Origin of the sequence: Aeromonas sp. 600886 (genome assembly GCF_049174935.1) — a bacterium.
Lineage (GTDB): Bacteria > Pseudomonadota > Gammaproteobacteria > Enterobacterales > Aeromonadaceae > Aeromonas > Aeromonas veronii_A.
In genome coordinates this window covers 35,692-50,936 of record NZ_JAAKUB010000017.1, presented here as the reverse complement: position 1 = coordinate 50,936, position 15,245 = coordinate 35,692, and the positions used below count along the sequence as shown (strand labels likewise).

Genomic DNA, 15,245 nt, shown 5'->3' with positions numbered 1-15,245 from the left:
TGTTACAGCTCCATCTCGTTGTATCGGGCAATGGCATCACTGCGCAATACCTGTTTCAGTTTTCTGGCATAGTGCGGGTCGGTGGCATAACCCGCCTGTTGCAGCGCCTCGAAGTAGCGATCCGGACTGTCCACTCTGGCCAGGGCCCCCTTGTAGCGGGAACCGGAGGTGAGAAAGTCCACATAGTCGTTGAAGCTCTCTTCAAACGAGCCATAGGAACGAAACGCCGCTTTCTGGCGGGACGCCACTCCCTCTTCATATTCCAGGGTGCTGACTACCGCCTTGGGCCCTTCCCAGCGAGGATCGGCCTTGATGCCAAACAGGTTATGGGTCATCTGCCCTTCACCATCCTTGATCACCCGTTTGCCCCAGCCGCTCTCCAATGCCGCCTGAGCGACCAGTACCGCCGGGCTTAACCCCAACTTGTCGGCCGCTTTCTTGGCCAGCGGCATCAGGCGATTAACGAACTCTTCCGGCGTATCGAACTCTTTGCCCCCACTACTGGCGGCACTGCCCTCTTCGCTGGCCATGCGTCCCATGGGCGGAATGCTGCGGTGCGGTCGACGGGGCATAGTGAGTGCGTGGCTCTCCTTGACCCCCTCGGTCATCTCTTTTTCAGCAAAATCTTTGCCAACTTTTGATGCCGAGATCAAATCAGTGGCAGCCGTCTTGGGTGGCTCGTAGGGTTTATAGACCCGTTCCGTCCGTTGCGGCATCTTGAGCACCCGGCCATCCTGATGGACAAATGTCGCCGGTGAGAGCTGCCTAGCCACCATATCAGCCAATCCAAGCCCCCCCTTGCTGGACATGTCTGCCACTCGCTGTTCATCCAGCATCCCTTCATAGAACTGGGTATAGCTGCTGTTCATCGGGTTGTCCTGAGTCAACACCCCGTTGGCCTGACGCATGCTCTGAAACAACATCTGGGTAAAGATTGACTCGAACTGGCGCGCAGCCCCCTGCAGTGCCTCGGCCTGTCCCTCTTTGCTGTGGCTCATCTGGCGCAGACGATCCAGGTTCTTGATATCCTGCACCACCCCGAGATTCATGCCGCTGTTGGTGTCAAACTCCGCCATTTTGCTTACCTCATTGCCACCCGTGGCAATCACTTGCCGCCAGTTACAATATGACCAGTTGCCCCTCGATGGCACCTGCCTGCTGCAGCGCCTCAAGGATAGCCATCAAATCACCGGGGGCGACCCCGACCTGATTGACCGCTCGGACCAGATCGTCCAGAGTCGCACCGGTATCAAACTTGAACATCCGCCCCGGCTCCTGCTGGACATTGATGGTCGAGTTGTTGGTGACCGTGGTCTCGCCCCCTGCCAGCGGGTTGGGTTGAGAGACCTGCTGGTTTTCGGCTATGGTCACCGTCAGGCCTCCGTGGCTGATGGCCGCCGGTTTGAGCTTCACCTGACTGCCGATAACGATGGTGCCGGTGCGGGAGTTGACGATGATCTTGGCCGCCTCGTTGGCCGGGTCCACCTCCAGGTTCTCGATAGTCGCCAGATAGGAGACTCGCTGGCCCGGATCACGCGGGGCATAGACCTTGACCGAGGTGGCATCCAGAGCCTGAGCGGTATTGGGCCCCACCAGATCGTTGACTACGTCAGCCAGCCGACGCGCAGTCGTAAAGTCGGGGCGGTTGAGGTTGAAGGTAATCGTATCTCCCTGACTAAATGAGTTGGGCACCTCTCGCTCTACGGTTGCACCATTGGCAATCCGGCCGACGGTCGGAGTATTGACCACCACCTTGGAGCCATCAGCCCCCTCGGCACCCAGCCCGCCTACCACCAGGCTGCCCTGTGCGACTGCATAGACCCGCCCATCCAGCCCTTTCAGGAAACTCTGCAGCAGCGTACCACCGCGCAGGCTCTTGGCCTCACCGATGGCAGAGACAGTGACGTCGATAGTCTGGCCCGGCTTGGCAAACGGCGGCAAATCCGCATGGATCGCCACCGGCGCCACATCCTTGATCTTGGGTTTGATGTTGTCCGGGACCTTGATGCCGAAGTTGTTGAGCATGGTGCGGAAGGTCTGCTCGGTAAAGGCGTTGTTCTTCTCGCCGGTACCTGGCAGACCCACGACCAGACCGTAACCGATCAACTGGTTGCTACGCACCCCCTCTACCGAGCTGATGTCCTTTATCCGGGCGGCATTAGCCATCCCCAAAGGCAGCAGACAGCAGAGCAGAGTAACCAAACGGAGTGACTTCATAACATCTCCTAGAGCGGCCACCAGGGACCATTGAAAAAGCTGGTAAGCCATCCCTGTTCCTGGGTATTGGCAAGATCGCCGGTACCACCATAGTAGATACGGGCATTCGCCACTTTCTGGGATGACACGCTGTTATCCGAGGTGACATCCTCCGGTCTAATCAGACCTGTGATACGGATATACTCATTGCCATTGTTGAGCATGATCCACTTCTCGCCCCGTACCAGCAGATTGCCATTGGGCAGTACCTTGGCCACACTGACCGAAATATTGCCTTGCAGGCTGTTGCTCTGATCCGCCTTGGCCTGCCCCTTGAAGGCACTGTTTTGAGCGATGGATGCGGAGAGATCATAGGGGCTGGCAGTGACAGGCACGCCCCCCAGCGTCACCGGATCCAGATTGAACTTGTTATCCTTGCCACTCTGGGTATTTGCCTTCTTCGAGGCGGAAGTGGACTCGGCCAGCTCGATGGTGATGATGTCACCCACCTTGTGCGCCTTGATATCCGAATAGATGCCATTAACCTGATCCGGCTGAAAAATAGCACCCGTCGGTCTCACCGAGACTGGCTCCGACTCCCCGTATACGGGGGAAAACTCGGGGTCATCAGGCCTGGGTGTATTGGGAGTACTGCTACACCCCCCCAACACCAGCAACCCCAGCATCCATACGCTTTTCATCATGGCTCTCCCCATTAGGTCCGCTGGATCAGGAAGGACATCATGCCATCCACCGCAGAGAGGACTTTAGAGTTCATCTCGTAGACCCGCTGAGCCTGGATCAGATTCACCAGCTCTTCGGTGACGTTAACGTTGGAGCTTTCCAGCATCCCTTGCTTCAAGACCCCCATGCCATCCGCCCCGGCAGTTCCCTGAATGGCTGCACCGCTGGACTGGGTTTCCAGAAACATGTTCTCACCCATCGGCTGCAGACCACTGGCATTGACAAAGTCTGACAGGGTGATCTGTCCGACCACTTGAGAAGCACCATCTCCCTTCAACTGTACCGAGACCTGACCATCAGTGCCGACAGTGACACTCTGGGCATTTTCCGGGATCTGGATTTCTGGCTGCAGGGGATAACCGTTACCCGGCGTCACTATGGTGCCTTCACTGTTAAGGGTGAATTGCCCATTACGGGTATAGGCCAGGCTGCCGTCGGGCAATTGAATTTCAAAGTAGCCACGGCCACTGATCATCAGATCCAGCGAATTATCCGTAGTCTGTACGTTGCCCTGACTGTGGTTTTTCTGGGTAGCCACCACCTTGGCGCCCGCGCCAAGCATTAAGCCGGAGGGCAACTCGGTATCCGCCGACGAACGGCCGCCGGGCTGATTGATGTTTTGATAGAGCAGATCCTCGAAAATGGCCCGCGATTTCTTGAAACCAACGGTGCTGGCGTTCGCCAGGTTGTTCGAGGTGACCGAAATATTGGTCTGCTGAGCATCCAACCCGGTCTTGCTGATCCAGAGTGCAGGATTCATAGGTAACTCCTTGATTAGCTGATACGCAGCAACTGGGTTTGGGCCTCGTCATTCTCTTCGGCCGTTTTCATCATCTTGACCTGGGTTTCAAACTGTCGTTGTAACCGGATCAGGTTGGTCATCTCATCCACCACATTGACATTGCTCCCCTCCAGGGAGCCGGCGATCAGGCCAACGTTGGCAGAGGCAGGCTCATTCTGGCCATCTTTGCGCCGAAAAAGCCCATCCTGGCCCTTCTCTACCGCATCGGCGGCCGGGTTAACCAGTTTGATCCGCTGAAAATCTTCCGACAAATTCGCGGCGGCCCCTTCAGGACGGCCACTGATGGTGCCATCCCGGTTAATCTCCAGCTTCTCCATCGGCATTGGCAGCACGATGGGTTGACCACCGTCATCCACGACGTTCAAGCCGGTAGAGGTCTGCAGGTTGCCAGTCGCATTGACCTGCAGATTTCCCATACGGGTATAGGCCTCCCCCCCCTTCGGATCTTGCACCGCAATCCAGCCGGGACCATCCACCGCCACATCAAGATCCCTCCCCGTGGTCATCAACATGCCATGCTGCAGGTTTTGGCCGGGACGTTCCGTCATGGCAAATACCCGACTGGGCAGCCCCTCACCAAAGGCCTGCATGCTGCGGGCCTGCTCGAAATCGGATTTAAAGCCGGTGGTATTGGCATTGGCGAGGTTATTACCGCGAACAGCCAGGCTGTTCATGTTCTCTTTGGCCCCGGACATGGCGATATAAAGCAGGTGATCCATGGGATTCTCCGTCAAACAGATGACTCTGGCAGCAGAACTGCAATTTGGATGCCAACAGAAGGGGAATGCCACGCCATTCGACAGTAGAGAACGATAAAAAAACGGGGCACCCAAGGTGCCCCGTCGCCTGAGAGGAATTAACGGATCTGCAAGATGGTCTGCTGCAGCGAACTGTTGACCTCCAGAGAGCGGGAGTTCGCCTGGAAGTTACGCTGGGCAGTGATCAGATCAACCAGTTCGGAGGTCAAATCTACGTTGGATTGCTCCAGCGCCGACGATTTGATGGTACCGAAGGTGCCTGAATTGGGCGTTCCCGGCAAAGCATCGCCGGAGAGCAGGGATTGCCGCCAGGAAGTATCACCCACCTGGGTCAGCCCTTGCGAGTTGGCAAATTTGGCCATGGCCACCATGGCTACCTTGATGGTGGTGGCATTGCTGTAGGTTGCAGAGACAATCCCATCCGGCGTGATCTCGACCTTGGTCAAACGGCCGACAGTGGAACCATCCTGTGACAACTTGTTGACTTCAAACGGTGAGGCATATTGGGTCACAGTGCCGAAAGTGATATCTACCTGCTGGGTAGGATCCGCACCATTGGTAATAATCCCCGCTCCTGCTGCACCCAACTGCTCCGTTTGGATGTTTGCCGGTGTGGTCGGAGTAATCATTTTACCATCGGCACCAAAGGTAATTCGGGCACCGGCAGGTGCAGGATTCAACCCTGTGGCCATTGTTGGCGTCACCCCTCCGACGATATCGACCGGCTTGTCACCTTGATAAAGATACATGCGCCAAGCTGTCGGGCTGGCTGGCTTGGTCAGGTCTGCTGGATCTGCCTCTTTGACAAAATACTGGGTGATAGTGTGAGGTTCACCGAGCGAGTCATAAATCACCACTGAGGTGGATGAGGAGTAGGTTTTGGAATCCTTAGGGTCAAAGGTGGAGGCATCCCCCGCACCATTACCTGCAGGCAGGGGCGATGCGGTGGAAGGCAAGTTGAAACTTGCATCAATCTTGCTGGTTTTGATCGGCTCACCCGCCCGATCAGGGATCTGGATCGGCTTGGTCGCATTGATACTGACCGCCTTGGGTGTGCCATCGGCATTGATCTCGTAGCCTTGCAGATAGTGGCCCTGATTGTTGACCATATAGCTGTTTTCATTGAGCTTGAATGCACCGGCACGGGTGTAAGTGCGATCCAGGTTGGTCAAACCATCAGAGGTGACAAAGAAGCCGTTCCCCTGAATGGCCAAATCCAGCGCGTTATTGGTAAATTGCAGCGCACCCTGATGGAACTGCTGGGCAACAGCACCGGTCGCCACACCGTTACCGACCTGAGTCTTGGCATTGACAAAGATGGAGTTGGCGTAGACATCCGCAAACTCGGCACGGGACTCTTTAAAGCCCATTGTATTGACGTTCGCAATGTTGTTAGCGGTGACGTTCAAGTCTTTTTGTGCCGCGTTGACACCGCTCAAGGCATTGTTAAATGACATATCCAGCTCCTTAGATCGATGCTGTCGACGTGGTTTTTGACGGAGTAGCCGTCTGGTTTGGATTGGTGCCTGATATTTGCAGGACGGAACTCAGCAGGGTGCTCCCCAGTCCCTTCAAATTAAGCATTGTGGGATTTGTTGCATTCCCCAGGGCAACGCTGTCGACCTTTCCATAAGCGTATGTGGGAATAGTTTCTGCCTTGCCATCCACACTGCCACTGGCCTTGATCACGTATTTGCCTGGCTTGACCCGGTTGCCCGCCTTGTCAGTGCCATCCCAGGCGATCTCCACATTGCCCTTCTGTTCTCCTTCCAGGCTAAATTCCTTGATGACCTGACCCGCCTCGTCTTCAACGATAATCTTGACACCCGCGTATTGATTGGTCGTGCCAACCTGAACGACACCGGAAACAGGGCCCTCCTTGTCCAGATAGCCCACATTGCTGGGCAAGAGTACATTCTGGCCAACCAGAGAAGATGCTTGCAGAGCCTGGCTGGAGATCATCTGCTCATTGAGCTTGCCCATCTGGGTAGACAGACTGCTGATCCCCTCCGAGGTAGACATGGAAGCCATCTGGGAGAGCATCTGGGCATTGTCCACCGGCTTGAAGGGATCCTGATATGATAGTTGCATGGTCAGCAGTTTCATAAACGAAGCCTGATCCAGCTCTTTCTTCGGCGTCGTTGTGGTGCCTGTGGTCTGGGTCGTGGTACGGCCAATGCCGTTCACACTGTTTGTGGTGTCGACCATGTTGCATCCCTCCTATCAGGATTTGCCAAGCTGGAGCGTCTGCTGCAGCATCTTCTTGGCCGAATCTGCAACCTGTACATTGGTCTGGTAGCTGCGCGAGGCATTGATCATGTCAGCCATCTCTTCAACCATGTTGACGTTCGGTTTGAAGATAAAGCCATCCTTGTCCGCCATCGGATGGTTGGGGTTGTACTCCTTGAGCAGTGGAGCCTTGCTCTCGACAATGCCCTTCACCTCAACGCCGACCGATCCCTGCTTGTCTGACATGGCCTGATCGAGCTGAGCGGCAAAAACTGGCCGCCTGGCGTGGTAAGTGTTTTCCACGCTGGAGCTTACGCTGTCCGCGTTGGCCATGTTGCTGGCAACCGTATTGAGGCGCACGGACTGCGCACTCATGGCCGAGCCGGCAATATCAAAGACCTTGAACAAACTCATCACTGCTCTCCTTTCAGGGCTTTAAGCAGGCCACTGATCTTGCGATTCATAAATTCCAGGGAGGTTTGGTACTCCAGACTGTTGCGCAAGAACTCGCTCCGTTCCTGCTGCACATCCACCGTGTTGCCATCACCCGTATCAGGCTGCAACGGATTGCGGTATTGAACAGTACCGGGGGCATCCATATTCAAGGCAAAGTGCTTTTCACTGGTTGTTACCAGGCCAAAACCCTGTTTATGCTGGGCATCCTGCAATGCCTGTGCAAAGTTGATATCCCTTGCTTTGAAACCTGGCGTGTCCGCATTGGCAATATTGCTGGACAACACCTCGGCACGCTTGGCGCGAACACCCAGCGTGTATTGATGGATACCAAATGCCTTGTCGAATGAAAAAGCCATAGCACACCTCCTGCTTGGTATATTTTGCCTGCAAGAGATGTGCCAGACGATTTTCAAAATGCTGCGGGCCGTCGAGCCTAGCTATAAAAGCCTTTAAACGGAGTGCAAGGATCTGCTGCGCGATAGATAGGAACATGGTGCAATGCCATCACGAATGGAGCTATAAGAATGGAGTCATAAAGAGAGAAGGAGGCACTGTGCCTCCTTCTCTTATAACAATGTCACCAATCACAACTCATTGAATACCATGGGCTGCAACGTTATTTGACCTTGTAAACAATTCCGGGATTGCACCGAATCATCTCGAATCGGTCAGTCAAACCCGCCAGCGATTCCGACGCTCCCAGCATCAGGTATCCACCAGGATTGAGGCTGGATGCAAACTGGTTGAGGATTTTTGACTTCACTTCCGGTGCAAAGTAGATAAGCACGTTACGGCAAAAAATGATGTCAAATTTACCGAGCAGACTATAACTCTCCAGCAGATTGAGCGGCCGGAAGGTGGTCAATTTTCTGACTCGCTCTACCACCCGCATTTTGTTGTCACCATAGGGCTCAAAAAACATCTTCTTGCGCTCTGGCGACAATCCGCGTGCCAAAGCCAGACTGTCATATACCCCTTCCTTGCACTGATTCAGCATGGTAGTCGATATGTCTGTCCCGACAATCTGCACTCCACCGGGCAAGGTACCCGGCTTCTTCATCTGCTGCTCCAGCGCCGTCATGGCGATAGAATATGGCTCCTGTCCCGAAGATGAGGCAGCAGACCAAATCTTGACAGGGCGACCACTTTTGCCCAATTCAGGAAAAATCTTGTCGGTCAGCAGCTGGAACGGATATGTATCACGAAACCAGAGGGTCTCGTTAGTGGTCATCGCATCAACAACCGCCATTTTCAGGTCACGCTCTCGTACACTCATTGCACGGGTGACCAGTTCAGACAGACTCTCGATGCCAAACTGTGCCATCAAAGGTGAAAGACGGCTCTTCACCAGATACTGTTTGTTATCACCCAGCACGATCCCGCTCTGAACCGCAAGAAAGTTGCTGAACTGTTTGTATAAGTCATCCGAAAGTGTCTTCATGCAGCTGTTCTTCTTTAAATTAGAGTGCGTTTTGTACGGCTTTGGCCAATTCATCAGGCTGGAACTTGGCAATAAAGTTGTTTGCACCAACTTTTTGCACCATAGCCTGGTTAAATACACCACTGAGCGAGGTATGCAGAATAACATGCAAATCTTTGAGATTGGGATTATTCCGGATCTCGGCAGTGAATGTATAGCCATCCATCTCGGGCATTTCGATATCGGAAATCACCAGCGCAATCTGATCCTTGATAGGGCCATTTTTGGTCATCTCCAGCAGCATGTTCAATGCTTCGCGGCCATCTTTTGCCAGCACGCATTCAACTCCGATCGCCTCCAGCGCACGCTGTACCTGTTTGCGCGCAACCGAAGAGTCGTCAGCAACCAATACGGGACGTCCCAAGGTCGGATGCTCGACACTGGCCTCCACCAGCTCCTGGCTGACCTCAGTAGAAACCGGAGATATTTCGTTGAGAATACGTTCAACGTCGAGGATCTCGACCAACTCGCCATCAACCTCGGTAACCGCCGTCATATAGTTGATGCGACCAGCCCCCTTGGGGGGAGGAAGGATAGATTCCCAGTTCATATTGATGATGCGCTCGACCGAGTGCACCAAAAAACCCTGAATGGAGCGGTTGTACTCGGAGATGATAATGAAGCACTTGCTCAAATCTTCAATGGGGCGCTTGCCCATTGCCATGCTGAGATCGATGACCGAGATAGTCTGGCCACGAATATGAGCCACTCCGCGAATACAGGAGTTCAACTTGGGCATCACGGTCAAGGGGGGGCACTGCAACACTTCACGCACTTTGAATACGTTGATGCCAAATCTTTGACGTCCATTGAGACGAAACAACAACAATTCCAGCCGGTTTTGCCCCACTAGCTGGGTACGTTGGTTGACCGAGTCCAGGATACTGGCCATAAACACTCCCTAAAAACGCTTGGCATTAATCATGCATGCGTGATGGATTGCGTCAGACTATCGATGTGACAACAAACAGATTCTGAAGCAATCATAGTTAAATATGGTGATATGCGTGAACAACTTATCGACCGACGAGCGAAAATGATTAACCGACTTTTACTCATCAGCCTCTTTTTTGGCAGCATATCCTCGAGCCATGCCTCGGATGTCACAACCTATCTGAGAGAGCAGGCACAAGAGTTCGTTTATGGTCAACTCGATTTGCCGCTGGATGCCAGAGCAGAGGTCACTGCCGCGACCCTTGATGAGAGACTCCCGCTAACCCGTTGCGATGATCTGTTGACCATTAGCTTGCCAGCAAAAATGGAAATTCGTCGTAATACAACTGTTTACATGAAGTGTGAGGAAGAAAAACCCTGGGATGTCTACTTACCGGTAAGGGTCAGTATTCAAAAACCCTTTGTTACTGTCACCGACCCCATTGCCAAAGGGGATCTGCTGAATGAAAGCAAGCTGGTAGTGGCGTTTCAGGATCAAACCCTGATCCGTGGTGACTATCTGACCAACCCGGCCCCTTTGATTGGGGTACGCAGCAAGCGGGAGATCAAACCGGGACAGCCCATCCGCTTGAGCCAGGTTTGCGTGATATGTAAAGGGGATCAGGTCACCCTGACAGCCGAAAACAGCAACTTCCAGATCAAAACCATGGCCCGAGCCTTGCAAGATGGCAGTTTCGGAGAGATCATCAAACTCGTCAATATTCGCTCCGGCAAAACGGTGGAAGGTAAAGTCACAGCAGTCGGTGCCGCATCAGTCACTTTTTGATATCCGGAGCCTGACAATTTTTTTTCTAAAGTTTTGACCTGCCGCACCGATAAACAGGTAAGCAAATCTTAAAGCAGACGAAGGTAACTAAAATGGCCATCAACAATATCAACAACTTGGCGAATAATCGGTTGCAAAATACCGCTAATAGCCAAGGGACAGGCAGCAAGTCAGTCACCTCATCGCCCGAAAACAAAGCGACCACTGTCAAGCTGGACTCCGTCTCCTTGACCAGTGAGGCGCAACAATTGCAAAAGATGCAGCAAAACCTCAATACCGCCTCGACCGGCAATGAGAGCAAGGTCGAACGGCTGAAAAAAGCCGTCGCGAGTGGCGAATATCAGGTTAACAGCGACGCTGTGGCCAAGAAGATGTTCAGTTTCGAGGCCAATCTGGACAAAGTTCTGGGATGATGGATTTACCTTCGTTACTGCACACCCAAGATGATTACCTCAGCCAGATGCAAGGCATTCTGGAAGAGGAGTTCAGCTTGCTCGAACAGCATCAGGCACTGGCCCTGCCCGCACTGACCGAGCGCAAACAGCAGTTGCTTACTGCGATAGAAACTCTGGACAAGACACTGGCAGAGATGCCGGAACTGGCACTGCAGCTGGCAGCCTATCCCGACGAGATGGCGCAGCTTCGTGCAAAACTGGATGCCTGCCAGGCACAAAATGATATCAACGGTCGATTGCTTGAATTGAGCATCGTCTCCAACCGTCGTCTGGCAACCTTTCTGAGTCAGCTGCGCGATCGCAACAGCCTGACCTATGACGCCAAGGGCAACACTCGCTCTGGCACCCGCTCCTACGGTATCAAGGCCTGACATCTCTTATCAGGCCTTGCATTTTTGCTCTCCGTTTTAAAGCACCAGTCGCAACAACTCTCGCCCGTCCTCACACGCATTGACACGCAGTACCCCGTCCTCATAGCACCCGTAACTGGCCGGCAGCTCACCGCGCGGGAAACAGATCGACCCCGGGTTCATCAATATCCGCTCCCCCTGCCACTCCAGCACAGGTACATGGGTGTGACCGCTCAGGAACAGACTACCCTCCGGCAGTTGTACCTCGTCCGGGCGATAAAGATGGCCATGGCTGGCAAACCAGCGCCGCTCATCGACCAGCAACTGGTTATAGGGGGCGGTGATGGGAAAGCGCAACAGCATCTGATCCACTTCGGAATCACAATTGCCCCGCACCGCGATGATCTGCGGTGCCAACTCGTTGAGCCGATCGGCCACCGCAGCCGGGTTATACCCTTCCGGCAGAGGATTGCGCGGGCCATGGTTGAGCAGATCGCCGAGCAGCAGATAGTGATCCGGCTGCCAGGGCTCAAGTTGGGTCAGCACCCGCTCCAGCGCAATGATGCTGCCGTGGATGTCGGAAATGATGGCAAGTTTCATGAAATGCTCCTCACTGCGGGCTGAAATAGAGATCCTTGGTGGCAATCGTCCCTTTCAAATTCTGGCTGGGCAGTCCCCGCAGGGTGGGATCGACCAGTCTCATCTGATTGTAATGATACACGGGGAGGATCGGCGCCTCCTCAAGCAGCAACTGTTCGGCATGCCGGTAGAGTTCAACCCGGCTCGCGCTGTCCAGCGTATTGGCAGCCTGCTCCAGCAACAGATCAAAGTCGGGATTGCAGTAGCCGCTCTCGTTGCGCAGATCCTGACAACGGAAGCTGCCCAACATGGCAGACGGCTCCACGTAATCGCCAAACAGGAAGCTTCTGGCCACCTGGAAATCACCGCTATCCTTGGCCACCTGATAGGCACCCCACTCCAGACTGTTGAGGGTGACCTGTACCCCCAGCTTCTGCCACATGGCGGCAATGGCCATCGCCATCTGCTTGTGGGTTTCTGCGCTGTTGTAGGTAATGCTCAGCTTGAGTGGATTGGCACTGTTATACCCGGCCGCTGACAACAACGCTGCCGCGTTGGCCTGGCGGGTTGGCATATCTTCAAGCGCCACAGGCAATATCACCCGGGGGTAACCCGGCATCTCCGGCAACAGCGACCATGCTGCCTGTTCATCCTGCCCGCTCACTGATCCAATGAGCTGCTGTCGATCAACCGCCATGGAGAGCGCCTGACGCACCCGCACATCCTGCAGTTCGGGTCGCTTCAAATTGAACGCATAGAGATAGGTGCCAAACAGCGGCAAGCCCCAGAGCCGCTCCGGAGACTCGCGCTTCATCTTCTGGTAATAGCCGAGGGAGACCTTGTTGGTAAGCTGTATTTCACCAGCCTCATAGCGCAGCCGTTCGGCATGTTGCGAAGTGATAGGCAGATAGGTGACCCGTCCGATACGGGTGTGAAGGTCATCCCAGTAGTGGATATTGCGCTCGGCTTCGATCTGCTCGTTTGGCGTCCAGCTTGCCAGCCGGTAAGCACCATTGCTCACCAGCTTGCCGGGCTCGGTCCATTGTTTGCCAAATTTGGCTATCGCCTTCTGGTTGACTGGCACAAAGGGGCGCTGACTGATGAGCTGCAGGAAATAGGGAGCCGGCCGCTCCAGGGTGATTTTCAGGATCTGATCGCTTTGCGCTTCAATGCCCAGATTGCCGAGCTCCAGCGCGCCGGCATAGATGGATTGCGCATTGTTGATCCCCGTGGCCAGCAGCAATCCGGCAGAAGGGGAGTTGATGGCCGGATCGAGCAGACGGCGCCATGCATAGACGAAATCAGCGGCCACCAGCGGCTCGCCATTGGACCATTTCAGTTGAGGGCGCAGGAAGAATCGCCACTCCAGCCCATCTTCACTCACCTCCCAACGCTGTGCCTGAGCAGGGACGATATGCCCCTGCCCGTCATCGCTGACCAGCCCTTCAAACAGATCGACCAGTACCGCCTCCCCCGGAAAACCGGATCGCACCAGTGCCGGGTCCAGCGACTCCGGCTCGGCACCGTTGCCCTTTACCAGAGTTTGCCGCTCGGCAAGCAGAGGCTGCTGCTCAACGGTGGTGGCATGGGCCAGGGGCCCTGCCAGCACGGCAAGCAATAGCGGGGAGAGCCAGCGTTGCGCCAGCTTGGGGAAAAAACCATACCTCATGACAAAACCTCGAATAAAACCACTGCAGGAGGGGAAGGCCGACGGCGCGCCTGATGAATGCCTGATGCCGCTCTTGTTATCCCCGAAAACGCCCCGTATTGTATCGGGCTTGCCCGGGAGATGGAGTCTTTCGGGTTAATTTTTTCAGGAGTTTTTATGGGTTATGAGTGGCTGGCCCTCGCGTCGGCCAGTTTATGGGCAATTGCAGCGCTAATTTCGGTCAAACCGGCCCGTCATCTCGGCGCATTTGCCTACAGCCGCTGGCGCATGTTTCTGGTCAGCCTGATGCTCGGCACCATGAGTCTGCTCACCGGTGGCTGGCAAACCCTCACCGCAAGCGCCCTGCCCCTGCTCGCCATCTCGGGACTGATCGGCATCTTCGTGGGCGATACGGCGCTGTTTGCCTGCATGAACCGGTTGGGGCCAAGACGCAGTGCCCTGCTTTTTTCCTGCCATGCGCTCTTTTCCGCCCTGCTTGGGCTGTGGCTCTTTAATGAACAGCTGACAGGCTGGCGACTGCTGGGGGCCATGCTGGTCTTTGCTGGCGTGATGCTGGCGATCCTGTTTGGCAGACGCAGTAGCAGCAACGAGTGGGAGCAGATCCGTGGCAATCTGGCGCTGGGGATTGGCCTTGGCCTGACGGCGGCACTGTGTCAGAGCGTGGGGGCCATCATCGCCAAGCCGGTGATGATGAGTGGTGAGGTGGATGCGGTGAGTGCATCGGGTATCCGAATGGGCAGTGCCCTGCTGGCCCACTGCGTCCTGCGGCTTGGGCGCTTGCCGCTGGCCATGCCGCTCAAACCGGTCAATCGCCAGATCCTCGCCATGATTGCCACCAACGGTTTTCTGGCGATGGGGCTGGGGATGACGCTGATCCTGATGGCGCTGCGGCAGGGCGAGGTGGGCATGGTGGCCATTCTCTCCTCTACCACACCGGTACTGCTGCTGCCGCTGTTGTGGTGGCACTCGGGGGAGCGGCCATCCATTGCCGCCTGGGCGGGGGCACTGATTGCCACCCTGGGCACCGCGCTGGTGCTGGGTTTCAGCACTCACTGACACCCGGCCCCCCCTGATCAGAACAGGGCAATCTCCTCAGCGGTCAGCTCGCGGTATTCACCGGGTGCCAGATCTTCATCCAGCGTCAAACCGCCCACCCGCTCGCGATGCAAGCCAACGACCTTGTTGCCGATGGAGGCAAACATCCGCTTGACCTGATGGTACTTGCCTTCGTGGATGGTCAGGCGGGCCTCGCACTCGCCGAGAATTTCCAGCTGGGCAGGACGGGTTTTATCGGTCTCGTTACGCAGGTAGACCCCTTCGGCGAACAGCTCGATTGCATCCGGGCTCACCGGATCGGCCAGCCAGACGTGATAGGTCTTGGCACACTCGTGGCGCGGCGAGGTGATGCGGTGGGACCATTGACCGTCATCGGTCACCAGCACCAGACCCGTGGTATCGAGGTCGAGGCGACCCACTACGTGCAGCTTGCCCATCGCCGGTTCATCCATCAGGAAGAAGACGGTCGGGTGATCCGGATCCTCGTTGGAGCAGACATACCCTTCCGGCTTGTGCAGCATGAAATAGCGGTTGCGCTGCTCCAGCGTCAGCAGCACGCCGTCAAACTCGATCTGGCTCTGCTCATTGATATGGAAGGCGGGCTGCTTGACCACAATACCATCCACCATGACCTCGCCCTGACGGATCAGTTTGCCTGCCAGCGAGCGGGTCAAATCGGAACAATCGCACAGAAATTTATCAAGCCGCATTCACAACCTCGGAGTCCAACAAGTAAAGGGGCGTCATTATA

General features: G+C 55.3%; 18 protein-coding genes. 4 read left to right on the top strand and 14 right to left on the bottom strand.

Going from position 1 to position 15,245, the window contains the following annotated elements:
- Positions 1–2: 2 nt before the first annotated feature.
- The 11 genes from flgJ to G5179_RS13830 form a co-directional block, all read right to left on the bottom strand.
- Positions 3–1,076, bottom strand: coding sequence for a flagellar assembly peptidoglycan hydrolase FlgJ (gene flgJ / locus G5179_RS13880; RefSeq protein ID WP_216954107.1), 1,074 nt, complete (start codon positions 1,074–1,076; stop codon positions 3–5).
- A gap of 43 nt (positions 1,077–1,119) precedes the next feature.
- A complete protein-coding gene (locus G5179_RS13875) occupies positions 1,120–2,217 on the bottom strand; it encodes a flagellar basal body P-ring protein FlgI (RefSeq protein ID WP_227340838.1) in 1,098 nt (365 codons plus the stop codon).
- Between the two features lie 8 nt (positions 2,218–2,225).
- Positions 2,226–2,897 carry a flagellar basal body L-ring protein FlgH gene (flgH, locus tag G5179_RS13870; RefSeq protein WP_216954403.1) on the bottom strand — a complete coding sequence of 224 codons (672 nt, stop codon included), beginning with the start codon at positions 2,895–2,897 and terminating at the stop codon, positions 2,226–2,228.
- Between the two features lie 14 nt (positions 2,898–2,911).
- Positions 2,912–3,700: a flagellar basal-body rod protein FlgG gene (flgG, locus tag G5179_RS13865; RefSeq protein ID WP_216954109.1), complete on the bottom strand. Its 789-nt coding sequence runs from the start codon at positions 3,698–3,700 to the stop codon at positions 2,912–2,914.
- 14 nt (positions 3,701–3,714) lie between these two features.
- Entirely contained in the window at positions 3,715–4,461 is a 747-nt protein-coding gene (flgF, locus tag G5179_RS13860) for a flagellar basal-body rod protein FlgF (protein ID WP_005344530.1), read from the bottom strand.
- Positions 4,462–4,598: 137 nt separating this feature from the next.
- Positions 4,599–5,957: a flagellar hook protein FlgE gene (gene flgE, locus G5179_RS13855; protein WP_421173084.1), complete on the bottom strand. Its 1,359-nt coding sequence runs from the start codon at positions 5,955–5,957 to the stop codon at positions 4,599–4,601.
- A gap of 10 nt (positions 5,958–5,967) precedes the next feature.
- Positions 5,968–6,708 carry a flagellar hook assembly protein FlgD gene (locus G5179_RS13850; RefSeq protein ID WP_216954111.1) on the bottom strand — a complete coding sequence of 247 codons (741 nt, stop codon included), beginning with the start codon at positions 6,706–6,708 and terminating at the stop codon, positions 5,968–5,970.
- Positions 6,709–6,723: 15 nt separating this feature from the next.
- Positions 6,724–7,143, bottom strand: a complete 420-nt coding sequence (flgC, locus tag G5179_RS13845; RefSeq protein WP_005350658.1) for a flagellar basal body rod protein FlgC — start codon at positions 7,141–7,143, stop codon at positions 6,724–6,726.
- Complete coding sequence (flgB, locus tag G5179_RS13840) at positions 7,143–7,541, bottom strand: flagellar basal body rod protein FlgB (protein ID WP_005344526.1); 399 nt, start codon at positions 7,539–7,541, stop codon at positions 7,143–7,145. Before flgB ends, flgC begins: the two co-directional genes overlap by 1 nt.
- Before the next feature lie 260 nt (positions 7,542–7,801).
- A complete protein-coding gene (locus G5179_RS13835) occupies positions 7,802–8,626 on the bottom strand; it encodes a CheR family methyltransferase (RefSeq protein WP_005344525.1) in 825 nt (274 codons plus the stop codon).
- A gap of 19 nt (positions 8,627–8,645) precedes the next feature.
- Positions 8,646–9,557: a chemotaxis protein CheV gene (locus G5179_RS13830; protein ID WP_005344523.1), complete on the bottom strand. Its 912-nt coding sequence runs from the start codon at positions 9,555–9,557 to the stop codon at positions 8,646–8,648.
- 144 nt (positions 9,558–9,701) lie between these two features.
- On the opposite strand from G5179_RS13830, the gene flgA reads away from it, so the two are divergent.
- From flgA to G5179_RS13815, 3 genes are all read left to right on the top strand, one after another.
- Positions 9,702–10,385, top strand: coding sequence for a flagellar basal body P-ring formation chaperone FlgA (gene flgA, locus G5179_RS13825; protein WP_216954405.1), 684 nt, complete (start codon positions 9,702–9,704; stop codon positions 10,383–10,385).
- Between the two features lie 92 nt (positions 10,386–10,477).
- Positions 10,478–10,798 carry a flagellar biosynthesis anti-sigma factor FlgM gene (flgM, locus tag G5179_RS13820; RefSeq protein ID WP_005344518.1) on the top strand — a complete coding sequence of 107 codons (321 nt, stop codon included), beginning with the start codon at positions 10,478–10,480 and terminating at the stop codon, positions 10,796–10,798.
- The gene (locus G5179_RS13815) at positions 10,795–11,211 is read left to right on the top strand and encodes a flagella synthesis protein FlgN (RefSeq protein ID WP_421258560.1); all 417 of its coding nucleotides are present in this window, start codon (positions 10,795–10,797) and stop codon (positions 11,209–11,211) included. The genes flgM and G5179_RS13815 overlap by 4 nt, the downstream gene beginning before the upstream one ends.
- A 36-nt stretch (positions 11,212–11,247) precedes the next feature.
- Here the strand turns inward: G5179_RS13815 and yfcE are convergent, their stop codons facing one another.
- A complete protein-coding gene (gene yfcE, locus G5179_RS13810; protein ID WP_181222189.1) occupies positions 11,248–11,790 on the bottom strand; it encodes a phosphodiesterase in 543 nt (180 codons plus the stop codon).
- A gap of 10 nt (positions 11,791–11,800) precedes the next feature.
- The gene (locus G5179_RS13805; protein WP_421258559.1) at positions 11,801–13,438 is read right to left on the bottom strand and encodes a peptide ABC transporter substrate-binding protein; all 1,638 of its coding nucleotides are present in this window, start codon (positions 13,436–13,438) and stop codon (positions 11,801–11,803) included.
- 156 nt (positions 13,439–13,594) lie between these two features.
- On the opposite strand from G5179_RS13805, the gene G5179_RS13800 reads away from it, so the two are divergent.
- Complete coding sequence (locus G5179_RS13800) at positions 13,595–14,494, top strand: DMT family transporter (RefSeq protein WP_421258558.1); 900 nt, start codon at positions 13,595–13,597, stop codon at positions 14,492–14,494.
- 17 nt (positions 14,495–14,511) lie between these two features.
- Here G5179_RS13800 and rsuA read toward each other — a convergent pair whose 3' ends face one another.
- Complete coding sequence (gene rsuA, locus G5179_RS13795; RefSeq protein WP_108542280.1) at positions 14,512–15,204, bottom strand: 16S rRNA pseudouridine(516) synthase RsuA; 693 nt, start codon at positions 15,202–15,204, stop codon at positions 14,512–14,514.
- Positions 15,205–15,245: the final 41 nt, after the last annotated feature.